Origin of the sequence: Paenibacillus sp. MAHUQ-63 (genome assembly GCF_028765165.1) — a bacterium.
Lineage (GTDB): Bacteria > Bacillota > Bacilli > Paenibacillales > NBRC-103111 > Paenibacillus_E.
This window is the reverse complement of sequence record NZ_JARADB010000003.1, coordinates 40,173-64,683: the sequence shown is the minus strand read 5'-3', so window position 1 is coordinate 64,683 and position 24,511 is coordinate 40,173. Positions and strand designations below refer to the sequence as shown.

The 24,511-nt window shown below is 56.9% G+C and carries 14 protein-coding genes; 13 read left to right on the top strand and 1 reads right to left on the bottom strand.

Features of this window, described 5'->3' with window-relative positions; genetic code table 11:
* The first annotated feature begins 18 nt into the window (after positions 1–18).
* The 5 genes from prmA (at position 19) to deoC (ending at position 4,681) form a co-directional block, all read left to right on the top strand.
* The gene (gene prmA / locus PUT07_RS16635; protein ID WP_274469410.1) at positions 19–993 is read left to right on the top strand and encodes a 50S ribosomal protein L11 methyltransferase; all 975 of its coding nucleotides are present in this window, start codon (positions 19–21) and stop codon (positions 991–993) included.
* Between the two features lie 10 nt (positions 994–1,003).
* Complete coding sequence (locus PUT07_RS16630) at positions 1,004–1,675, top strand: site-2 protease family protein (protein WP_274469409.1); 672 nt, start codon at positions 1,004–1,006, stop codon at positions 1,673–1,675.
* A gap of 105 nt (positions 1,676–1,780) precedes the next feature.
* A complete protein-coding gene (locus PUT07_RS16625; protein WP_274469408.1) occupies positions 1,781–2,548 on the top strand; it encodes a 16S rRNA (uracil(1498)-N(3))-methyltransferase in 768 nt (255 codons plus the stop codon).
* A 5-nt stretch (positions 2,549–2,553) separates the two neighbouring features.
* Entirely contained in the window at positions 2,554–3,894 is a 1,341-nt protein-coding gene (gene mtaB, locus PUT07_RS16620; RefSeq protein ID WP_274469406.1) for a tRNA (N(6)-L-threonylcarbamoyladenosine(37)-C(2))-methylthiotransferase MtaB, read from the top strand.
* Positions 3,895–4,000: 106 nt separating this feature from the next.
* Positions 4,001–4,681: a deoxyribose-phosphate aldolase gene (gene deoC, locus PUT07_RS16615; RefSeq protein WP_274469405.1), complete on the top strand. Its 681-nt coding sequence runs from the start codon at positions 4,001–4,003 to the stop codon at positions 4,679–4,681.
* Here the strand turns inward: deoC and PUT07_RS16610 are convergent.
* The gene (locus PUT07_RS16610) at positions 4,644–5,654 is read right to left on the bottom strand and encodes a Na/Pi cotransporter family protein (protein WP_274469404.1); all 1,011 of its coding nucleotides are present in this window, start codon (positions 5,652–5,654) and stop codon (positions 4,644–4,646) included. The genes deoC and PUT07_RS16610 overlap by 38 nt on opposite strands.
* 123 nt (positions 5,655–5,777) lie before the next feature.
* Here PUT07_RS16610 and PUT07_RS16605 point away from each other — a divergent pair, with 123 nt between their 5' ends.
* From PUT07_RS16605 to PUT07_RS16570, 8 genes are all read left to right on the top strand, one after another.
* Positions 5,778–7,139: a class I SAM-dependent rRNA methyltransferase gene (locus tag PUT07_RS16605; RefSeq protein WP_274469403.1), complete on the top strand. Its 1,362-nt coding sequence runs from the start codon at positions 5,778–5,780 to the stop codon at positions 7,137–7,139.
* Between the two features lie 469 nt (positions 7,140–7,608).
* The gene (locus PUT07_RS16600) at positions 7,609–8,727 is read left to right on the top strand and encodes a citrate synthase/methylcitrate synthase (RefSeq protein ID WP_274469402.1); all 1,119 of its coding nucleotides are present in this window, start codon (positions 7,609–7,611) and stop codon (positions 8,725–8,727) included.
* 154 nt (positions 8,728–8,881) lie between these two features.
* On the top strand, positions 8,882–12,409 hold the full coding sequence (gene addB / locus PUT07_RS16595) for a helicase-exonuclease AddAB subunit AddB (RefSeq protein WP_274469401.1): 3,528 nt from the start codon (positions 8,882–8,884) through the stop codon (positions 12,407–12,409).
* 67 nt (positions 12,410–12,476) lie between these two features.
* Positions 12,477–16,442 (top strand): helicase-exonuclease AddAB subunit AddA, encoded by a 3,966-nt coding sequence (gene addA, locus PUT07_RS16590; protein WP_274469400.1) that lies wholly within the window; start codon positions 12,477–12,479, stop codon positions 16,440–16,442.
* A 15-nt stretch (positions 16,443–16,457) separates the two neighbouring features.
* Entirely contained in the window at positions 16,458–17,636 is a 1,179-nt protein-coding gene (locus PUT07_RS16585; protein WP_274469399.1) for an exonuclease SbcCD subunit D, read from the top strand.
* Between the two features lie 33 nt (positions 17,637–17,669).
* A complete protein-coding gene (locus PUT07_RS16580) occupies positions 17,670–21,137 on the top strand; it encodes an AAA family ATPase (protein ID WP_274469398.1) in 3,468 nt (1,155 codons plus the stop codon).
* A gap of 152 nt (positions 21,138–21,289) precedes the next feature.
* Positions 21,290–22,390 (top strand): hypothetical protein, encoded by a 1,101-nt coding sequence (locus PUT07_RS16575; RefSeq protein WP_274469397.1) that lies wholly within the window; start codon positions 21,290–21,292, stop codon positions 22,388–22,390.
* Positions 22,391–22,540: 150 nt separating this feature from the next.
* Positions 22,541–24,487, top strand: coding sequence for a stalk domain-containing protein (locus tag PUT07_RS16570; RefSeq protein ID WP_274469396.1), 1,947 nt, complete (start codon positions 22,541–22,543; stop codon positions 24,485–24,487).
* Positions 24,488–24,511 lie beyond the last annotated feature (24 nt).

Below are 24,511 nucleotides of genomic sequence, written 5' to 3'. Positions count from 1 at the left end.
ACAGGGGGAGCCACACCGATGCTTTGGCAAGAATTAACCGTACATACGACAGAAGAAGCCATAGAAATGATAACGAATTTCGTTCATGAACTTGGCGCCGGAGGCGTTTCCATTGAAGAGTCGGGAACATTGAACAAAGAACGCGATACATCGTTCGGCCAGCTGTACGAGACACCGTTTAACGATATTCCGGAAGGAAGAGCCGTGATCAAAGGCTATTTCTATCACGGGACGGACATGGAGCCGATTATGGCGAATCTCAAGGCCTCCGTTGCCCAGCTTAGCGACTATGATATTGATACGGGCAATCCGACTTTTGAGCTTAGAGAAGTGGATGACGAGGATTGGGCGCATGCCTGGAAGCAGTATTTCAAACCGATCCGCATTACGGACCGGCTCACGATCAAACCGACTTGGGAAGACTACGAGGCTTCGCCGGAAGAGCTGATTCTGGAGCTGGACCCGGGGATGGCGTTCGGAACGGGAACTCATGCGACGACATCTCTATGCTTGAAAACGCTGGAGAAAGTGATGAAGCCTGGGGACGATGTGATCGACGTGGGGACCGGATCGGGGATTTTATCGGTTGCGGCCGCTAAGCTTGGAGCCAAGCATGTCCTGGCGGTAGATTTGGATCCTGTCGCTGTCACCAGTGCGGAGGATAATACGAGACAGAACAGGCTTGAAGACCGAATTACCGTTAAACTGAGCGATTTGCTCGGCGTTCTGAAAGAGAGCGAAGGGGAAGGCGCGGCTGAGCTGGGCGTTACGATTCCCGTTCAACTGGTCGTAGCCAACATTTTGGCGGAAGTCATCGTTACTTTTGTCCAGGATGTGTATGAAGTGCTGCAGGAAGGCGGCTACTATATTACGTCCGGTATTATTACCGCTAAGGAAGAGCTTGTCGAAAAAGCGCTGGTTGCAGCCCATTTCACAATTGTAGAGAAAAACTATGATTCGAATTGGGTTGTGATCGTAGCTAGAAAGCTGTAGGTGTTCATCCATGGGAGGATTACTGTTCTATGACTGGAGTACGCTGCCTTTTGTCATTCTGGTCCTCGTGCTTTCATTCACGATTCATGAGTTTGCTCATGCGTACAGCGCTTATAAATTAGGAGACGATACCGCTTATCGGTTCGGCCGGGTTTCCTTGAATCCGATGGTTCATTTGGACCTGTTCGGGACGATTATGCTGCTGATTGCCGGTTTCGGTTGGGCGAAGCCGGTTCCCGTCAACCGCGGGAATTTCAAAAATCCGCGGCTGATGGGGATTATCGTAACGGCCGCGGGGCCGATCAGTAATTTGATTCTGGCCTTTATCAGTTTATTTGTAGCAATGCTTTTTGAGAAATACGGTTGGACGAATGGGATGACTAAGGGGAGCGCTGATGCCATCCATCTCTTTTTACAACTGATGATCGTAATTAATATCCGGTTGTTTCTATTCAACTTAATCCCAATTCCTCCATTAGACGGATACCGGATTATACAGGATGTTGTGAATTTAAAATACAGTGAAGCTTTGCTTAAGTTTGAGCAATGGGCTTCTGTCATTTTTTTACTCGTGGTGTTCGTACCGCCGTTAAGAAGAGTTACCTTAGATCCATATCTGGGTCTTGGCAATGACATCCTCAACTTATTTCTTCGTCCTATCGCTTGGATGCTCGGCATGTAACTGCCAAGTTCAACCCCTTGTAGATTTTCTAGTGCAAAAAAGGTATGATGGTGAGTGGAAGTTTCAACTAATATCGAAATGAACGAAGATAGAGAGGCTTTGACTATGCAGCGTTATTTTCTCCCGCCGGAGCAGTTTCACGCCAGCAATCCCACCGTCACGATTGAGGGGGACGATGCGCATCATTTGGTGCGGGTGATGCGGGCGGATATCGGCGACCAAGTCATCTGCAGCAATGGCAATGACCGCGAGGTGCTCGTCCGTATCATCGAGCTGAACAAAGGGCTTGTCACTGCGGAGATCGTAGAGGAGCTGCCGATGAACGCGGAGTCCTCGGTTCAGGTGTGGATTGCCCAGAGCTTGCCGAAAGGCGACAAGATGGAAACGATTATTCAGAAAGGGACCGAGATCGGGGCAGCCCGGTTTCTTCCTTTTTTATCCGAGCGCACAATCGTTCAGTACGATGCCAAGAAAGAGGCGAAGCGGACGGAACGCTGGCAGAAAATTGCCAAAGAAGCCGCCGAGCAAGCGCACCGCAACCGTGTGCCGCAAGTCGAAGCTGTGCACGCCTGGAAAGATTTGCTGAAGCGTGCCGCGGAAGCGGACGTCGCCTGGATCTGCTACGAGAAGGAAGACGGACAGCAGTTGAAGCCTGCTATACAGGAAGCGCGTGCCGCAGGCAAATTGGGGCCAGGAAGCAAAGTCGTGATCGCAGTTGGCCCGGAAGGCGGGTTTACGGAGCAGGAGATCAAGCAGGCGGAAGAGGCCGGCTTCCGTTCCGTATCGCTGGGGGCGCGCATTTTACGCACGGAGACTGCCGCAATGGTAGGTCTTACGTGTCTTTTCTATGAAACCGGAGAGATGGGAGGATAAGCATTATGGCAACGGTAGCGTTTCATACATTAGGCTGTAAAGTGAATTTCTATGATACGGAAGCCATTTGGCAGCTTTTCAAAAATGAGGGTTATGAGCAGGTCGACTTCGAACAAACGGCTGACGTCTACGTCATCAATACATGTACGGTAACGAATACGGGGGACAAGAAGAGCCGTCAAATGATCCGCCGCGCCATTCGCCGCAACCCTGAGGCGATTGTTGCCGTGACAGGCTGCTACGCGCAAACGTCGCCGGCGGAAATCATGGCGATTCCGGGCGTCGACATGGTCATCGGGACGCAGGACCGGGACAAAATCATTCCGATCGTGAAGCAGTTCGAGCAGGAGCGCAAGCCGATCAACGCCGTGCGCAATATCATGAAAACACGTCAGTTCGAAGAGCTCGACGTGCCTGATTTTGCCGACCGGACGAGAGCATTCCTGAAAATCCAGGAAGGCTGCAACAACTTCTGCACATTCTGCATCATTCCATGGTCGCGCGGGCTGATGCGCAGCCGGGAACCGCAAAGCGTGATTGCGCAAGCGGAGCAGCTGGTGGCTGCAGGCTACCAGGAAATTGTATTGACGGGTATTCATACAGGCGGATATGGTGAAGATATTGAGGATTACAGCTTGGCGAAGCTGCTGTGGGATTTGGACAAAGTCGAAGGTCTTAAGCGCATTCGGATTTCTTCCATTGAAGCCAGCCAAATTACGGATGAAGTGATTGAAGTGCTGCAAGCGTCGGACAAGATGTGCCGCCATCTGCATATTCCGCTGCAGGCGGGGGATGACCGCGTGCTGGCACGGATGCGGAGAAAGTATACGACTGCCGAATTTGCCGGCAAAATCGAGCGTCTGCATGAAATTATGCCGGATGTAGCGATTACGACGGACGTTATTGTCGGCTTCCCCGGCGAAACGGAAGAGATGTTCAGGAACGGCGTGGCCTTCATGGAGCGCATGAAGTTTTCAGAAATGCACGTGTTCCCTTACTCCAAACGGACGGGTACGCCTGCCGCGCGGATGGAAGACCAAGTGGACGAGGAGATCAAGAATGCCCGCGTTCACGAGCTCATCGATCTCTCTGAGAAGATGCAGCTTGCGTATGCGCAGCAATTCGTAGGTCAAGTGCTGGAAGTCATTCCGGAACGGGCTTACAAGGGAGCTCCTGACAGCGGCTTGTACATGGGCTATTCGGATAACTATGTGCAGCTAGTTTTCGAAGGCTCCGAAGATATGATCGGTCAAGTATGCCGGGTGAAGGTGACGGAAGCCGGTGTGAATGAAAGCAAAGGGCAGCTGGTTCGCGTAATGGAAACAGCGGCCGTTGTGAATCTGTAAGGCGATAACCTTGCCTCTAGCGCGGTCATACTCCGTGGTTAGAGGCTTTCTCATTGTTTTCCTGCAAGGAAAGCTTGTTTAACAATACGACGACGAGGTGTACCCAATGACATTGACTGCCAAAGAAATTGCCAAATATATCGACCATACGCTGCTGAAGCCGGACGCCAGCACAGCAGCCATCCACAAATTATGCGAGGAAGCGGCGCAGCATCAATTTTTCAGCGTATGTGTGAATTCCCAATTCGTCAGCACCGCCAGCCAAGCGCTGGAAGGGACAGGCGTTAAAGTTGCGGCGGTCGTAGGCTTTCCGCTGGGCGCAAGCTTAAGCGAAGTGAAAGCGTTCGAAGCGGCGAAGGCGGTAGAGAACGGCGCGGCCGAGATTGACACGGTGCTGCCGATCGGACTCCTAATGGAAGGTCAGTATGATGCCGTACGTTCCGATATTAAGCAAGTCGTAGATGCGGTCAAAGGAAAAGCGATCGTCAAGGTGATCATGGAAACCGGATTTTTGAATGACGAGCAAAAAGCGATGGCGTGCAAACTTTCCGAAGAAGCGGGCGCTCATTTCGTGAAAACGTCCACGGGCTTCGGTCCGGGCGGAGCAACCGTAGAAGATGTCCGCTTGATGCGCCAAAACGTACCGGACACGATCGGCGTGAAAGCTTCCGGCGGCGTTAGAGATTATCAAACGGCGGTTGCCATGATTGAAGCGGGAGCGACACGTCTTGGCACTAGCTCCGGCGTCGCTATTGTGAACGGAACTCAAGGCGCTTCCACATATTAAGATAGCAAAGCGGCAAGGCGAGCAGTGAACAGGCCACATTGAAAATCGTCTGTGAACGGGCGATTTGCGATGAAGCATCGGGCGCCAGCAGTGCGGACAGGCTGACCAGTTGATGAATGAACGGGTAGAACAGCACCGCTCCTCCGATATTCAGGAGGATATGCGACCAGGCGACATAGCGCCCGGCCCGCGAGGAGCTCATCCCGGCGATCAGCGCGGTTACGCAAGTGCCCACGTTGGCGCCGATCGTGATCGCGATGCCCAGCTCGACGGGGATGCCTTGCACCGCCGCTAGGCCCATCGCCATTGCGATGACCGCGGCACTGCTGTGCACGAGCGCGGTGACGGCGGCCCCGGCGATGATTCCCCACAGCAGGCTATGCTGCGCTTCCTGAACGAACCTGGCGAAGAGCCCGCGGGACTGCAGCGCAGGCCCGATGGTTTGCATGATCTCGATGCCGAGCAGCACGAGCGAGAAGCCCGCGGCCGCCAGCGAACCGTACCGGACGCTGCGCACCCAGCCTAGGCCGACTCCAGCAGGGGCGGCAACGGTTATGTCTTGCCGCTGCGTCGCAGCCGACGGCAAGGGGCCGGCCAGCCAGCTCAGCATCCAGATGCTCGCGCTAACGATCAGGATCGGCACGCCGATCCCTCCGAGGCTGAGTCCGATCAGCTCGGTGGTGAGACAGGTGCCGATGTTCGTGCCGAGAATGACGCCGAGCGTTCTCGGGAAGGTCAGCACGCCGGCGCCGACGAGGCCGATGGCGATGACGGTAATGGCGGTGGAGCTTTGCAGCGCCGCCGTCAGCACCGTGCCGGTGATCAGGCCGCGCACCGGCGTGCGGGTGAACCGCTCCAGCCACAGCTGGAGGCGAGGGCCGGCCCACTGTTGAAGCGAAGTTTCCATCAGTTTCATGCCGAACAAGAAGAGGACTAAGCCTGCGACAACAGGCACAATAATGGTATTCATCATAGCGGCAGTTCTCCTTTGCAACACCATACTTAATCATTATCCATCAATATATGTGACCGTACAGACAAGCATGACAAGCAGCGCGCGCAGGGAACGGTACAGACAAAGGACGGCTAAAGCGATATGGCAGCAGTATTTTTACATAAGAAACGCAAAGCTCGCATTGAGCAGGGGCACCCGTGGGTGTACAAAAGTGAAATTGAACGCGTGGACGGCGAAATTGCACCGGGACAATTAGTTCCTGTCCAAACGCATCTTGGCCAGTATTTGGCGACCGGCTATTATAATGAGGCTTCGCAAATCACCGTGCGCATCGTCTCGTACAAGCCGATTGAAGCGATGACGACGGCATTTTTCGTCGAAGGGTTTACCCGCTGCTTGCAGCACCGCAGACGCTTCGTGGAAGAGGCGGCATCCTACCGCCTTGTCTACGGCGAAGCGGACTTTATGCCGGGATTGATTGTCGATAAGTTCGAGGACATCCTCGTGGTCCAAATCCTGACTTTAGGGATGGACCGCTGCCGCGAGCAAATCGTCGAAGCCTTGGTCCAGGTCATGAAGCCGGCCGGCATTTATGAGCGCAGCGATGTGCCGATTCGTGAGCTTGAGGGTCTGCAGCAAACGAAAGGCTTGCTCTACGGGGAGTGTCCGAAGCACGTAGACATTCTGGAGAACGGTCTGCGCATTCGCGTGGATATCGAGGAAGGGCAGAAAACCGGTTACTTCTTCGATCAGCGCGAAAACCGTGCAGCAATAGCTCCGCTAATGACAGGCTGGGGCGAGCGCAGCGGCATTGAGCTCAGAGAGGTGGAGCACGAAGGCCGCCTCCAGACGATGCCTGTCAACGCCAACGGCAAAGTCGTCACATTCCCGCTATGGGATGGCGCTTCGGTGCTGGAATGCTTCTCACACACGGGCAGCTTCACGCTCAACGCCTGTAAATTCGGGGCTAAGAAAGTGACCTGCCTGGACATCTCCGAGCATGCGATTGAAAGCGCTCGGACGAATGTCGCTTTGAACGGTTTTGAAGACCGCGTGGAGTTCGTTGTTGCGGATGCATTCGACTATTTGCGGACACAGGTTCGCGGATTGGATGAGCGCAAAGCACGTGCGGGCGGTCAAGGTAAGGTCGATACGTCCAAGCCGGTTAGTGCCGGCGGCAGAACGTGGGACGTCGTCATTCTTGACCCGCCGGCTTTCGCCAAAACGCGCAGCGCGGTGGAAGGCGCTTGCCGCGGTTACAAGGACATTAACCTGCACGGGATGAAGCTCGTGAATGAGGGCGGATATCTGGTGACAGCCAGCTGTTCGTACCATATGCGTCCGGAGTTGTTCCTGGAGACGATTCATGCGGCGGCCGTAGATGCGGGGAAAATTTTGCGTCTGGTCGAATTCCGCGGAGCGGGAATGGATCATCCGCGCATTCTCGGCGTGGACGAGGGGCATTATTTGAAATTCGCCATTTTTGAGGTACGGAGCAAATGAGTTTGGATGAAGCGGGGCCTTGGGGCCTCGCTTTTTTTGGTGTTAGCTGCTTAGGGCACTCTCCCCGTAGCTCAGGTGGCCGCGTGTTGATTTACGGCTAACGAATGATGTGCGGAGCTGAGAGAGGCTTGTACAACTGCGGCGCAGCGCTAACGGACATAGCGGCCGTTATTCGTGCATATTAGGCATTTTTGTCAAGCTAACGGATTGTACGATCACTATTTGCTGAATTCAGGTGCAGCACGCAGTGATTTTGGTCAAAGAGGGGCTGCTGAGTCCGTTACCGCAATCGCCGTGTGGATGTATCCTACATGTAATCGCATTCTTCATAAACGAATATAATCACATAATTTTTAATGATATATTTTATTTATCATAACGAAAAAAAACGCCGATTGGATGAATTCGCCGGCAACGAATATGATGAGAATAGGGAAATACTCACATCATTTCGAGAGGAAAATGAGCTATGGCATCTGTAACCGGACTGGAAGGCGTCGTTGCAGCACAAACAGAATTGTCCCTGGTTGATGGACAAAAAGGATATTTGGTGTATCGCGGACATGAAGCGAAAGAGCTGGCGCTGCACGCAAGCTTTGAGGAGGCCGCTTACTTATTGTGGCAGGGAGAGCTTCCGGCAGCGGACCAGCTCGCAGCGTTCAAAGCGCAATGGGCGGATCGGCGCAGCATGCCGGCTGAGCTGAAGGCTGTCCTCGACTTGCTTCCGAAGAACAGCGATACGATGAGCGTTCTGAGAACAGCTGTCTCCGTTCTAGGAACGGCTGCGGCAGCACAAACGGCGGTGTGGCCGCCGCAATCGGACAGCATGCTAGCGTATACGGCTATGCTGCCTACGATCATCGCTTATCATTACCGCCGATCGCAGGGGCTGCAGCCGGTAGAGCCGGATCCTCAGCTCGATCATGTCGCCAATTATTTGTACATGCTGACGGGGACCGTGCCGGAGCCTGTACATGTGAAAGCATTGACGGCGTATTTCATCCTGGCGATGGAGCACGGCATGAATGCTTCGACGTTCGCCGGCCGTGTCGTGCTGTCCACGCAATCCGACCCGGCGTCCGCGATTTGCGCCTCAATCGGGGCGATGAAAGGACCGCTGCACGGCGGGGCTCCGTCGGAGGTGCTTCATATGCTGGATGAAATTGGGGCGAAAGAAAGAGCCGGAGATTGGATTCGCCAAGAGCTGGCGGCAGGCAGGCGGCTGATGGGCTTCGGCCATCGGATCTACAAAACAACCGATCCGCGAGCGGAAGCACTCAGAGTCATGATGACGGAACTAGCTTCAGAGGATCCTTGGTTCGATTTGGCGGTTCACGTCGAGAAAGTGGCTGTCGAGCTTTTGGAAGAATACAAGCCCGGCCGCAAATTGTATGTGAATGTGGAGTTTTATGCCGCGGCGGTTATGCGGGCTATCGCGCTGCCGACGAGCCTGTTTACGCCCAGCTTTACATTAAGCCGGATGGTCGGCTGGACGGCTCATCTGATGGAACAGGCAGGCTGCAACCGGATTTTCCGTCCGCAATCCCAATATATCGGAGAGCTGCCGCAATCGCTGCAGAGATCTTAACCGCTATTCAAGCCGTTTCCCGCTAAGGGGAAGCGGCTTGATTCATTTTCAGCCCATCATCTGCCACACCTCTTTCCTACCAAAAGTATGATAGAATAGGAGAGATTGATATTTTTCGAACTCTATCTTTTCGAACGGCTGAAGGAGGGCCCGTATGTCCATTCGATTCGTGATCGGCAGAGCCGGAAGCGGCAAGAGCGACCGTTGTCTCACAGAAATGAAGCAGCGTCTGGCAGATCAGCCGGAAGGCGATCCGCTGATTTTGTTGGTGCCTGAACAGGCGACTTTCCAGGCTGAACATGCGATTGTATCCGATCCTGGCATCCGCGGAATGATTCGCGCCCAGGTGCTGAGCTTTCACCGGTTAGCCTGGCGTGTGATGCAAGAAGAAGGCGGTACGGCTAGGCTGCCTATTGATGATACAGGCAAGAAACTGCTCTTGACGAGCATTTTACATAAACAGAAAGATCAACTCCGTTTATTCGGTCATTCGGCCGAGCAGATGGGCTTTGTAGACCGTTTGAACCAGCTCTACACCGAGATGAAGCGGTACTGCGTATCGGCGGCACAGCTCGAGGAACATGAGCGGAAGCGGGCCGCCGTGCTTGGCGAAAGCGGGCTTCTCCGCGATAAAATGCATGACATCGGGCTGATCTACAGCCATTTCGAGGCTGAGCTATCCCGTCAATATTTGGACGGTGAGGACTATTTGACACTGCTTGCGCAGCAAATTCCGGATTCCTGCTATTTGCGCTCGGCGTCCCTCTGGATCGATGGCTTTCATGGTTTTACGCCGCAGGAGTTCGCCGTGCTCGGTGCGCTGTTCGCCGCTTGCAAGGAGGTTACGGTAACGCTGTGCCTGGATCGCGAGCTGCAGGCCGGGGATACGCCGGACGAATTGGATTTATTCCACCCGACCGCAACGACGATGGTGCGTCTGCAAGAGTTGATCTGGCAGCTCGGGCTGCCTGCCGCAGAAGTGCTGGTGTTAGCCCCGGAGAGCTCGCCGCGATTCGAGGACAGTCCTGCCTTGGGGTACTTGGAGCGGAATTTCGACCGGAGACTCGGCGGGGGATCGCTGCGGTACAAGCCCGGCGAATACGAGAGGGTCGGCGATCAGCTTGTTATCGCAGAAGCCGTTCATCGCCGTGCGGAAGTCGAGGGAGCGGTGCGGGACATGCTGCGTCTCGTACGGGAGCAAGGTGTGCGTTGGCGGGAGATCGCGGTGATGGTCCGCAATATGGAAGGCTATCAGGATTTGCTGAAAGCGGTGCTGACCGATCTGGAGATTCCGCACTTCTTCGACCAGAAGCGGACGGTGCTGCATCATCCGCTTGTTGAGTTCATCCGCTCCGCTTTGGAGATCGTGCAGCACAACTGGCACTATGATGCGGTTTTCCGCTGTGTCAAAACGGATCTACTGCTGCCGATCGATGCTGGGGACAGGCGGACGGAGATGGACAAGCTGGAAAATTATGTACTTGCGTTCGGCATTCAAGGCTACAGATGGACGGACGGCAAGCCATGGAGCTACCGGTTCCGGGCCAGCCTGGAGCAGGAGGGCGAGCCGCTTCAGGAGCAGACGGAGGAGCTGGCCGCTTTGAACAGAAGCAAAGAATGGGTCGTTCGTCCGCTGCTTGCCTTTGCCAGACGCATTCAGCAGGCGAAGACGGTGAAGGCTCAGGTCGAAGCCCTGTATGAGCTGCTCATGACCGTGCAGGCTCCGGAGAAGTTGGAAATGTGGAGCCAGCAGGCGATAGCGCTCGGCAAGCCGGAGAAAGCGCGCGAGCACGGACAGATGTGGAACAGCATGATGGATATGCTGGATCAATTGGTTGAGACGATGGGGGACGATGATCTGTCGTTGGAGCTTTTTAACGGACTGGTGGAGACGGGCATGGAAAGCATGAAGCTGGGTCTCGTGCCGCCGTCGATGGACCAGCTTCTGATCGGTAGCATGGACAGGACGCGCTCCAGCGGAATTCGGTATGCATACATATTAGGGGTGAACGATGGCGTTATCCCGGCGCAAATGCCGGAGAAAGGCGTTCTGACCGAGGCCGAGCGCAGCGTGCTGATGGAGTCGGGTCTGCCCATGGCGGACGGAAGCCGCAGGAAGCTGCTGGACGAGCAATTTATTATCTATACGTCGCTAACTGTTCCGGGCAAAAGGCTGTGGATCTCCTATCCGCTCGCGGATGAAGAAGGGAAGTCGCTGCTGCCGTCGGAGCTGATTAAGCAGCTGCGGCATTTGTTTCCCGGGACCGAAACGCCGTTACTTCTGGCAGAGCCGGCCGGCGAATCGCCGGAGACCGAGCAAGCGGCATATGTGGCGCATCCGAATCAGGCGATCTCCTATCTCGCCGTGCGCATGAAGCATTGGATGCTCGGCGGGCGCATGACGGACCTGTGGTGGGAGACGTACAACTGGTTTGCGGACCGGCCGGATTGGAGCATGAAGCTGCAGTCCGTTGTTCAAGCCTTGCATTACACGAATCAAGAGGTCAGAATCTCTTCAAAAACGAGCAAACTGCTATATGGCCAGCATTTGCGCGCGAGTGTATCGCGAATGGAGAAATATGTGGCGTGCCCGTTTTCTCATTTCGTTTCACACGGCTTGCGCTTGCAGGAAAGACGCGTATACAGGTTGGATGCGCCGGATATCGGGCAATTGTTCCATGCGGCTTTGAACCAATTCGTTCTCAAGCTGCAGCAGGACCAGCTCGATTGGGGGGCGCTGACCGCCGAGCAGTGCATGGAGCGTTCCGCTCAAGTTGTGGATGAGCTGGCGCCAAGGCTGCAAGGAGAAATCCTGCTCAGCTCCAGCCGCTACGCGTACATCGCAAGGAAGCTGAAGCAGGTTGTGGGCAGAGCGGCGGTCGTACTAGGGGAGCATGCGAAGCACGGGCAGTTCGAACCGCTCGGGCTGGAGATCGACTTTGGTCCCGGCAAAGAGCTGCCTTCGCTGACTTTCGAGCTGGAGAACGGTTGTACGATGGAAATTATCGGGCGGATTGACCGGGTGGACCGGGCGGACGGCGAACAAGGTGTGCTGCTGCGTGTCATCGACTACAAATCGAGCTCTACCTCCTTGCAGCTGTCTGAAGTGTACTACGGTCTGTCACTGCAAATGCTCACTTATCTGGACGTTATCATCACGCATGCAGAGCGTTGGTTGGGCATTGCGGCGAAGCCGGCGGGCGTGCTTTATTTTCATGTGCATAACCCGATGCTGCAGCAAAAAAATGCGCTCGATCCGGCAGCGGTCGAGAAGGAGCTGCGCAAACGGTTCAAAATGAAAGGCCTGATCACCGCCGATGCAAGCGTCGCCGGACTTATGGACGACGAGCTCGCGAAGAGCGCCGGACACTCCCAGCTGATTCCGGTCGCGCTCAAGAAGGATGGCAGCTTCTATTCCAGCTCCTCCGTCGCCACCGAGCAGCAATGGGATACATTGCGGAAATATGTGCGCAAACAGGTGAAGGGGATCGGCACGAGCATTACCGACGGACATGTCGACATTGCTCCGTACCGCCTCGGCAAGAAGACAGCCTGTCTGCACTGTTCGTATAAATCGATTTGCCAGTTTGATCCCTTGTTCGAGGGCAATGAAATTCAAGTGTTGAAACAGCGGGGGAGAGATCAGCTGTGGACCGATTTGGAGCAAAACGTGAGCCAATGAGGGTCCGTGTACACGAACGAGAACAGGGACGAAACTCGAACATTAATGCGGAAAGGAGCCTAACGACGTGAATAAACAACAACCGCCTAAGCCTGCCGGCTCTACATGGACGGACGACCAGTGGGATGCCATTACGTTAAAAGGCGAGAATATGCTCGTTGCCGCAGCAGCCGGCTCAGGTAAAACAGCCGTTCTGGTCGAACGGATCATTAAGCGTATCTCCGACGAGTGGGAGCCGCTCGATGTGGACCGGCTGCTCGTGGCGACCTTCACCAAAGCGGCAGCCTCGGAGATGAAGCACCGCATTCGCGAAGCGCTCGAGAAGGAGCTGATGAAGCAGCCGCACTCGCAGCACTTGCGCAAGCAGATCGCGTTGATGGGGCGGGCTTCCATTACGACGCTGCATTCCTTCTGCTTGGAGGTCGTGCAGCGTTACTTCAGCCTCATCCGGCTGGATCCGGGCTTTCGGATCGCCAATGAGACGGAAGCGGAGCTTATGCGCCAGGATCTTCTCGGCGAGATGCTGGAGGAATATTACGCCGGCAGCGAGGAGGACAGCGCCTTCTGGCGGCTGGTCGATTCGTTCAGCGGCGAACGCAACGACGATGCGATCATGGGGCTGATTCAGAAGCTGTACGATGTATCGCGCAGTCACCCGTGGCCGGAGCACTGGCTCCGGGCGACGGCTTCGATGTTCGGCTCCCCGGCACCTGGGGAGCCGGAGGTACAGGACGAGGCGGCTTCCGTCATGCAGGAGGCGCTGCCTTATGTTGCGGCAGCGTCGGCGCAGGCGGATTATGGCATCTGGGAGAAGAGCCTGACCCGCGATCTGACCCTGGAACTGGAAGGGGCGGCCGACTTGCTGCGGCAGGCGATGCAGATCGCCGATGCGCCAGGCGGCCCGGCTCCGTATTTAGACAATTTGCGGGACGACTTGGAGCTGGTTGCCAATTTGCTGGAAACGACGTCGTACCCGTGGCATGTTCTGTATCAAGGGTTCCAAACCGTCGAATTCGGCAAGCTCAAAGCGTGCAAAGGCGACGATTACGATAAAGCGCTGCAGGAGGAAGTCAAGGAGCTGCGCAATAAGGCCAAAGATCAAATCAACAAGATGCGGGACGAGTTGTTCGGCCGCACGCCGGAGCAATTCTATCGGGAGATCGCCGATATGGCGCCGGTTCTGCATACTTTGGTCGATTTGGTCGTTGATTTCGGGCACCGTTACCAAGCGGGCAAGCGCGCCAAGGGATTGATTGATTTTGCCGATTTGGAGCATTACTGCCTGCAAATTCTTAGCGCACCGGGATCGATCCCCGGTGAACTGGCGCCGTCCGAAGCGGCGCAAGCCTATCGGAAGCAATTCGCCGAAGTGCTTCTCGACGAATATCAGGACACGAACCGCGTCCAGGAAGCAATCGTCGAGCTGATTTCGAATCCGCAGCCGGGGAACCGGTTTATGGTCGGCGACGTGAAGCAGAGCATTTACCGGTTCCGGTTGGCGGAGCCGGGGCTATTCTTGGAGAAGTACAAAGCTTACGCGTCCAAGCATGAGAATCGGCCGCAAGGTGCTGCATCCGGAGGGAGAATCGATCTGGCGCGCAATTTCCGCAGCCGGGTCGAAGTTGTAGATGCGGTTAATTATATTTTTAAACAAATGATGAATGAAACGGTAGGCGAGATCGTCTACGATGAGCGCGCCGAGCTCGTATACGGAGCGGGTTACCCGCCGTCTGCCGGTGATTGCGCCGTGGAGATGATGGTCGTCGACAAGGCGACGGACGCGCCGGAGCCGGCAGAGGCCTATGCATCCGATTCGGATGAGCAAGAAGAGGCCGGCGACAACGCCTCAGAGGGGACTCCCGATCCCGTCTCGGAAGCGCAGGAGCTGGAGACGGCGCAGCTGGAGGCGCGCACGATTGCCCGCCAAATTCGCGAGCTGCTGGGGGCTGACGGCCGGAAGCCGTTCCAGGTTTTTGATAAACGAACGGGAGGCGACCGTCCCGCCACATACCGGGATATCGTCATTCTGCTCAGGGCTACGCAAATGTGGTCGCCGATCATCATCGAAGAATTGAAGAAGCAGGGAATACCTGCCTATGCCGAGCTGAGTACGGGGTATTTCTCCGCTACGGAAGTGGAAGTCATGCTTTCATTATTGAAAGTGATCGATAATCCGTACCAAGATGTTCCGCTGGCGGCAGTGCTGCGTTCACCGATCGTCCAATTGACGGCGGAGGATTTGGCCCAAATACGCGTTGCGGACAAGTCGGCGCCGTTCTACGAAGCTGTTCTGGCGGCTGTACACAATCGAGATGAACGCAACGCAGAGCAGGAGCCTTATTTGGCTAAACTCGGTTATTTCTTAAATCTGCTGGAAACGTGGCGCTCGGAGGCAAGGCAAGGCTCGCTCGCCGACTTGATCTGGCATATCTACAGACAGACGGGGTATTACGATTTCGCCGGGGGCTTGCCGGGCGGCCTGCAAAGACAGGCGAACTTGAGAGCGCTCTATGACCGGGCAAGACAATACGAGAGCACATCGCTTCGCGGGTTATTCCGGTTCCTGCGTTTTATCGAAAGAATGAAAGAAAGCGGCGGCGATTTGGGTACGGCGCGAGCGCTTGGGGAACAAGAGGACGTTGTCCGGATCATGTCGATTCACAAAAGCAAAGGGCTGGAGTTTCCGGTCGTGTTCGTTGCCGGCATGGCCAAAATGTTCAACCAGCGCGATCTGAACGATGCCTTCCTGCTGCATAAGGAGCTCGGGTTCGGCCCCCGGTATGTGGATACCACGCTGCGTGTCAGCTACCCCACCCTGCCTTCCTTGGCGATCAAGCGAAGAATGAAGCTGGAGCTGCTGGCGGAAGAAATGCGGGTCTTGTATGTAGCGCTGACGAGAGCCAGAGAGAAGCTTTATTTGTTAGGGACGGTCAAATCGCTTGATAAGCTGCTGAGAGGCTGGGGCCGGCATCTGTCCAGAGCCGAATGGGTGCTGCCGGATTTCGAGCTGGCGAAGGCCAAAAGCTATCTTGATTGGGTCGGACCGTCCCTGCTCCGGCATCCCGATGCAGTACTGTGGCGCGAGCGTTTGGGGCTGGGTGAGGGGTCCGCGGGATTGCGGCTGCTGGCAGACGCCTCGCGGTGGAAGCTGACGGTCATCAAACCCGATAGCTTACAAGGGGATGAGGAGACGGAAGAGCAGAGCGCCGTACCTGACGGCGAGCGGTTGGCTAACATTCGACAGCTGCAATCCGTTCCTGCATCGGGGGAATGGAAGGCGTGGCTGCACGACAGGCTGTCTTGGACGTATGCCTATCAAGAAGCGCCTAAGCTTTTTGCCAAAACGACCGTTTCGGAAATGAAAAGGCTGTCTGAGTTGAACCGGATCGCCGACGACATGGAAATGCCTGCGGGAACTTCCGAGCTGTCATCCTTATCATCGTCACCGGCCAGCGCCCGGAGATCAACCGTCTGGCGCAGGCCCAAGTTCATGGAAGAGAGAAAGCTGACGGCGGCTGAGAAGGGGACGGTCGTTCATGCCGTCATGCAAAACCTCTCACTGCAGGAAATGCCGACGGAAGCTAGCGTCAGGTCGACGCTTGCGGACATGCTGGACAAGCAAACTTTGACGCCTGAACAGAGCGAAGTGGTGGACATTGCCGTGGTGCTCCGCTTCTTCGAGACAGAGATCGGCAAGCGATTGATTGCAGCCAAGCATGTGCAGCGGGAGGTGCCTTTCAGTTACGGACTTCCGGCCGGCGAGGTATATCGCGGAGACGGGACGGAGCTCGCTACGTCAGGCGAGACGGTGCTGATCCAAGGGGTGATCGATTGTTTGTTCGAGGATGAGCTCGGTCTTGTCCTGGTTGATTACAAAACGGACGCAGTGAAAGGCAGCGGGGACGAACAGCTGAAGCAGCGCTATGAGCAGCAGCTCGGGTTGTACACGCGGGCAGTGGAACAAATATGGAAGCGGCCGGTTACCGGAAAATATCTATATTTCTTTGACGGTGCGAAATTGCTGGAAATGTAAAGTGGAGGATGAACTATGCGAATTTTACACACGGGTGATTGGCATTTTGGCCGCACGCTGGAAGGGCGCAGCCGGCTTCAGGAGCAGACCGCCTTCGTGGATGAGCTTGTGCGCATCGTGGAAGACGAAGCGATTGATCTGGTCATGATCGCCGGCGACATCTATGATAGCGTTAATCCTCCCGCAGCGGCCGAACAGCTGTTCTATGAAAGTTTGGCCAGGCTTGCCGACGGCGGGAAACGGCAGGTTGCCGTCATTTCGGGCAACCATGACCATCCCGACCGGCTGGCCGCTGCGGAGCCGCTTGCGGCGAGGCATGGCATAACGCTCATCGGGCTGCCGGGATCGGATATTCAGTCGATCGGCGTTGCCCGTACGGGTGAGCTGGCCCGGCTGATCGCGCTTCCGTATCCGTCGGAGTCGCGGCTGAAGGAGCTGCTCTCGGATGTGGCCGAAGAGGAAGCGCTGCGCAGCAAATATTCCGAACGCGTCGGAGCGCTCATCCGCCGGCAGGCGGCTGCGTTCGAGCCGGGCACGGTCAATTTGATCATGAGCCATCTCTACGTGCTCGGAGGCTTGGAAACCGAATCGGAACGCCCGATTCAAGTAGGCGGCGCGTATACGGTCGACACGTCGGCCTTGACAGCCGGCGCGCAGTATGTCGCGCTAGGCCACCTGCACCGGCCGCAGCAGGTGAAAGCTGTCTCGCCGATCCGCTATTGCGGGTCACCGATCGCATACAGCTTCTCGGAAGCCGGTCAAGCCAAGTCGGTAACGATTCTGGATCTTGCGCCGGGTGGCGTCGCGGAGCCCAAGGAGATTTTCCTCCGCTCCGGACGTCCGCTCGTCAGTTGGAAAGCCAAAGAAGGAATTGCCGAGGTTCACCGGTGGTTGGATGAGAAGCGCGACGCTTCCGCATGGATCGATCTCGAAATCACGATGACGGAAGCGATGTCGATGGAACAGATTCAATTCCTTCGCAAAGCGTATGACGGCTTCATACATATACGTCCCATCTATCCGGAGATGGAGGCTGCCCGGGCGTACGAGCCGAAGGCGGACTTATCGATGGAGGAGCATTTTACACGCTTCTATGCGCGCCAAACCGGCGGTGCGCAGCCCGAGCCGGAATTGATCCGGTTGTTTCTGGAGCTGCTGCAGGAGAAGGATTTGGCGGATGCGGCAGGGGAGTAAGAGATCGCGTTATGATGAAAGGAGGACTTGAGCATGCGTCCTATTCAATTGCAAATGTCCGGGCTTCAGAGCTACCGGGAGCTGCAGACCATCGATTTCGCCGGGCTCATCGATGCCGGGGTGTTCGGTATATTCGGGCCGACGGGAAGCGGAAAATCATCGATTCTTGATGCGATCACGCTGTCGCTGTACGGCAAAGTGGAGCGAGCGAGCGGCGGTACGCAAGCGATCATTAACCATGCGGAGCAGACGCTGTTCGTTGCTTTCACATTCGAGCTTACGAATGCGGCGGGTACGGAGCGTTACCGTGTCGAGCGGCAGTTCAAGCGGGGATCGGAGATGTCCATCAACGGAACGATTGCCAGATTGCTGCACCTTGGGGAGAGCGAAACGATCGTCCTGGCGGATAAGGCCGGCGAGGTCAACCAGAAGGTGCTGCACATATTAGGGCTGTCGATGCAGGATTTCACGCGAGCCGTCGTGCTGCCGCAAGGCAAGTTTGCGGAATTTCTGACACTGACGGGCAAAGACCGCAGGCAGATGCTGCAAAGACTATTCCACCTTGAGCAATATGGAGACCATCTGAGCGCCAAGGTAAGCGCCAAAGTGAAAGAAACGGACAGCGCGGTCAAGCAGCTCGCCGCAGAGCAAACGGGCTTGGGGGATGCCTCCGAGCAGGCGCTGCAGGAAGCGAATGACAGGCTCCGGGAAGCGGAGCAGGAGACGGTCAGGAGCCGCCGTCATCTGGAAGCGCAGGAGAAGCTCCATGAGGAGCATAAACAAATTTTCCAATGGCAGCAGGAGAAGACGGTGCTGGAGAATGAAGCGCGGCGTCTTGACGAGCAGGAACCGCTCATTCGCCAGAAAGAGCTGCTGCTCGGACAAGCGGATAAAGCCGAACGGGTAAGGCCTTATCTCGAACAGCAGGATTCGGCTTCAAAGGACGTGCTTGGCGCGCAGGCGCAGCTGTCGTCGGCGGCGTCGAGCGGTCAGACGGCCGATGCGCGCTTCAGTCAAGCGGCCGAGTCGTTCGAGCGTGCACAGCAAGAGCTGGCGGCGCAGGAAGGGCCGCTGCTGCTGAGACTGGATCAGCTGCAGCAGGCGCTTCTGATTCAGCAGGAGCTGGAACAGGTGCAGCAGCACATCCAGACTTCGCAGCGCCAAGAGCAAGAGGTGAAAGCGGCGCTTGCGGGCAAGCAAGCGGAAATCGCGAAAACCAACGAGACGAAGCAGAAGGCGCTGCTGAAGCAAGCGGATCTGAAGGAACAGCTGAAACAAGCGGAAACGAATACGGCCGCCAGGCAGCTGATGCAAGCGGCGCACCAAGAGAAACAAGCTATCCGGCAGCTGCAAGATCAGCTGTCTCAAGCGCTGCAAGTGAAGGAAGCCAGAGCGAGAGCGCTGTCCGAGCTGGATCGGAGCTTGCTTCAGCACGAGGCCAAAGGACAAGCGCTGCAGCATCAAGTGGGCGAGTGGCTCCGGCAATCGGAGGCGACCCGCGGGCAGGGGGTGAAGCGCTATGAGGCCATTCAGTCTCTCATTCCGAGAGTGGAAGCTCAACTGGAGCAGCTGAAGATCAGCTGGAAAATGCAGGAGCGTCATGCGTTGGCGGCTATTCTGGCTGACGAGCTGGCGGATGGCGAGCATTGCCCTGTATGCGGCTCGACGGAGCATCCTGGCAAGGGGAAAGTTAGCAGCGGACCGCATACCGGTGATGAGCTGGAGAAGCAGATTCAACAAGCCGAACGGCTGCTGCAGCTTATCAAAGAGCGCTTGTACACCCAAGAGCAGCGGATGAACAGGATGCATGCCGTCCATCGGCAAGCGGTGGATCTGGCCGAGCAGGTTAGCCGCTTCGCACATGCTGCGAAGGTTGAGCAAGCCGCGAACTTATCCGAACTTGAAGCTGCTGCAGCGATTGATGAAATGACGCTCCCGAGCGGCAGCGTACGGCAAGAAGGTATGCAGACTCTGCACAATATATGGGAATACATGGAAAAAACATTGCTTTCATGGGGCACCGCCGCAGACGCTCTGGAACAATCGATCCAAGTGCTGCTGAAGGAGCATACCGCTTACGAGCAGCAATACGTCCAGACGACAGCCCAGCATAGAGCGGCTGCCAGCTTGCTGGCGGAAGCCGATGCCCAAGTCTCCGCCGTTCAAGGGGCCGTTACGGAGCGGACAACCGGCTGGCAGCAGCGGTATCCTGAATTTACGTGGGCATCGATCGACGAGCAGCTTCAGGAGCTGCTGGCGAAGGAACGCTTGGCCGAGGAGCTGCGGGGGCGCATTGAGCGCAGTATCCCGTTCCTCGAGCAGGTGGCGGCGCAGCTGGAAGAGCTGCAGCGCGCAGCCGCTGAGCACGACCGTACGGCTCTGCAGCTGCACGAACGGCTGCAGGGGCTGGCGCAGCTCGCTGCCGACAAGTCGCGGCAGCTGGCGCAGCGCGCGCCCGGCGCGGCCGTGCCGCAGCTCATCGCGGAGGCGTCCTCCGCGCTGGAGAAGCTGCGCCTCGCCGCGCAGCAAACCAAGCTCGCGCACGCTGAAGCGCAGCGCGAGCAGTCCCTGGCGGCGCAGCGCCTCAGCGCCGCCGCCGAAGCCGCTGCCGCCGCGGAGCGGCAGCTGGCGCAAGCGGAGCGCGCGCTGCACAGCGTGCTCGGGGAGAGCGGCTTCGCGTCGCGCGAAGCCGCAGCGGCTGCGGCGCTGGCGCCCGAGCAGCGCCGCGAGTGGACGCAGCTCGCGGCGGAGCATCGCGAGCGGGAGCAGGCGCTGCGCGCCCAGCTGGCGCAGCTGGCAGCGAAGCTGCAGGGCCGCGTGCTGAGCGCGGACGCGTGGGCGCAGACGCAGGCGGAGCTGGCCGCCGCGAAGGGGGCCGCCGAGGCTGCCCTGGAAGCGCGGGCCAGAGCGGCCCAGGGCGCCGGCGAGCTCGCCTCGCGGCATGCGCGCTGGTGCGAGCTGGAGGCGCAGCGCGCGGAGCAAGCGAAGCAGCTGGAGCGGTTGGGCAAGCTGCAAGCCGTGCTTAAGGCGAATGCCTTCGTCGAGTATTTGGCCGAAGAGCAGCTCATGCAGGTCAGCCGCGCCGCTTCGGAGCGGCTGGGCGAATTGACGCGCCGCCGCTACGCGATCGAGGTTGACTCCGGCGGCGGATTCGTCATCCGCGACGATGCCAACGGCGGCGTGAAGCGGCCGGTCAGCACGCTGTCAGGCGGCGAAACGTTCTTGACCTCGCTCGCCCTGGCGCTTGCGCTATCGGCACAAATCCAGCTTAAGGGGGAATACCCGCTGGAATTTTTCTTCCTCGACGAGGGCTTCGGCACGTTGGACCAAGAGCTGCTCGACATGGTCATCGGCGCGCTGGAGAAGCTGCATATGGACAGCTTGGCCGTTGGGGTTATCTCGCACGTACCGGAGCTTAGGGCGCGGCTCGCCCGCAAATTAATCGTTCAGCCTGCTGAACCGTCGGGCCGGGGTAGCCGTATTGTGATGGAGGAACAATAGTAGGATAGTGCGGGGGATTGGTAGTGAGAGGATCTGGACGAGTGTCATTCGCCCTTTTTATATCCGGTAACCGCCTTGGTAGGTAAAGTCATCATGCCGATTCGTACAAGTTAGCATACACTGCTACATCTTTACGAAGAGGAGAATGGCGTATGGCTACATTTCATGAGGCGCTGAAACATAAGAACAGACTATCGCCTGTATTGTTGAAGCGTGCGGAGGTTGTCGCCGTCGGCGTCGGTTATGCGGATCCCGGCAAGCCTGCGCTTGGCGCTGGTGTTATCGTGTACACGCAGAAGAAGATCGTCCCCTCCAGTCTTACGAGCCTTAAGGGCGTTCTCGCCAAGTCCGGCGCGGGCATCCCGATTCGATTCGTTCCATCCGGAGGATTCAAGCTGCATGATGCGGCGCCTAATGCGAAAGCCGTCAGGCCCAAACTGTTCAGCTCCCGGGTTCGGCCTGTTCCGGGCGGTGTCAGCGTAGGCAAAGTGGACCCGTCCGCAACGGGATCAGGGGGCCTTATCGTCACTAGAGACAATCAGTTATATCTCTTGAGCAATAACCATGTACTTGTCAAAAACAACTCGAATGCCTTCGCTGCTGTCGTGCAGCCAGGTCCTTCGGACTCGGGAACGGCGGCGCGGGACACGATTGGACGGCTGTTTCGTTTTGTCAAATTAAACCCCTCCGGCACGAATTACGTGGATGCGGCGCTCGCCCTCCCGAGCTCGAACCGTGTGCTGAATCCGCGATACTTACTCCGCTCTTCAGGTCAGTTAGTCACGGTTCCCGGTCATTTGGCCAGCTACCCGGTAGGGTTGCAGTTGGTCAAAGGGGGGCGTACGACCGGATTCGTCAGAGGTACGGTTGAGTCGAATAACGCGGACGTACGGGTAACCTACGGCGGAAGCTTAGGTGTATTGACGTTTCGCAATCAGTCGATCATTCGCGGCAACGATGGGGCTGTCTCGCTGCCGGGCGATTCGGGGTCGGTTTGGCTGCGGGCCAGCGACCGCTTCGCGGCAGCGCTCAATTTCGCCGGTACAGGCGACGGAATGCGATCGATTGGCAATCCGATCGGCTATGTGATGTCGGCCTTTGGCGTCAGGACGGCGGTTCCGTTAGCCGGCGGGAAATTCCGCGCAGGCACGGTTACAGGCTTCGCGCCTCCGGGTAACCCGTCTTATGTGCGTGCGCTGACGAAAGCGGAGCGGGACAGCATTCGGGTGGAAACGGCCAAATCCAAGCCATAATAGCGTACCTGCAAGCTCCGCCTCTATACGAGACGGGGCTTTTTGGCGTACCGAAAATATTTTCGCCTCAAAATGCTACTTTCCGTACGCCTGTACGTATCAAGTATAAGCAAATCATTAGATAGAGAGATTGAAGGGAGTCATCGCAACTTGAATAAGACGAAGAAAACGATCGGTATTATGATGCTGGCCGCCGGCATTCTAGCGGCGAGCCTGGTTGGCACGCCGGCTCCCGCGCAGGCCGATATCATCTGGGATCACTGGCAGAAGGCGGAGGCGCTTAGCGCCAGCGGGGAACAAGAAGCGGCCGCAGTACATTGGAAATTCCTTGCGGATCACTATGCGAGCGCTGGGGAATGGGAGAATGCTGCACTATTTTGCGGGAAATTGGATGCTTATTATGACGCGATCGGCGATTACGATCAAGCCATTCATTATTATGAGCTGGAGAATGAATATTGGGTGAAAGCCGGGAGGGATTGGGGGGCTGTCAAGCTGCAGCGGGCCGATCAAATTCGCACGACCGTCGAGCTGTACCGCAAGGAAAGCGGCGAGGCTTCCGTACGTGAGCTCACGGTGCCTGCGAATGGCAAACTGGCGAAGTTCGAACCTGCCTACGGCACCTATTTGGGCATGTACGCCGAGCAGGATCCTAAGGTCGGGAACATGTTTACGAAGAATGAATCGGTCTACGGCAAGAAGCATGCGATTTATTTGGCCTATGCCCATTGGGGTCAAGGCTTCCCGGCGACCTATGCGAAGAGAGCCAAGGAGGCCGGCGGCGCGCTCCAAATCGCATGGGAGCCGGATGACGGCCTGGATCCCGTGACGGACGGCGACTATTTGCGCAAATGGGCGCGGGACGCGAAGGCTGCCGGCATCCCGATCTTCTTGCGCTTTGCCGGTGAAATGAACGGAGCCTGGGTCAAGTGGCACGGCAATCCTGCGCAGTATATCGCGAAATTCCGGATGCTGCATGATGTTTTCGCTGCCGAAGCGCCGAATGTCGCGATGGTGTGGAGTCCCGGAGACGTGCCGGCGAATGACATCGATCCGTATTACCCCGGCGACGCTTATGTCGATTGGGTTGGCGTCAGCCTGTATATCGAGCCTTATGAGAACGGGGATCCGTCTCTGCCGTCGATGCTCGCGACAAGCAATGTTGAGCGGCTGACGCGATTATACGACACCTATGCCGACCGCAAGCCGCTCATGCTAAGCGAGACCGGCGTACCGCATTACTCCTATGCGACAGGCGAAGATTTCACGGAATGGGCCAAGCTCAATCTGCAGCGGCTTTACGAAATCATGCCATATAAATATCCGAGACTGAAGGCGATCACGTACTTTAACGTGAACCAGCAGACGGATAATGCCAAGAATGATTATTCCTTGTCGAGTTCCTCCGAGATTCAGAGCTACTATGCCAAGCTGATCGCGAATCCTTACCTGCTGTCCAAAGTCGCCGATTCGGCTAAGCCTGCGGACAATGCCGGCTATGTGCCTGTCGATGCGGATCACCAACCGTTCACGAAGCGAACGAAGGTGGTTCCGTTCGTCAAAATCCCGGAAGTCTATATCGGGAAGGTCGAATATCTGCTGAACGGACGAGTTGTCGCATCCCAAACCGAACTGCCGTATGGCTTAGAGCTTCGCGCCGGGGAGGTGCCTGAGGGCTCCGTTCTGCAAATCCGCGTGTGGAACAAAGCGGGACAGGAAGTCGCGCTGCGCACGTTCGGCATCTCCTCTCAGGTATCCGTCGAGATCGACGGCAAGGAGCAGTCGTTCGAGCAAGCTCCCGCCATTGTCAATGGCTCGACACTGACTCCGCTGCGCGCGATATTTGAAGCGATGGGGGCATCGGTTGAGTACGAGGCCTCCAGCCGGACGGTGACGGCGAAGAAGGGGAGCGCGACAGTGCGTCTGACACTGGACCAGAAGACCGTCTATGTGAACGGATCGGCCGTTCAGCTGGAAGAGCCTGCCCGCTTGATTAACGGCTACACGCTTGCGCCGGCGAGATTCGTCGGCGAGACGTTCGGCGGTCGAGTGAGTTGGGACGGAAGCAGCCGGACGGTCACGATTACAACCAAATAATGACTGGCTTATATAAAAAAGCTG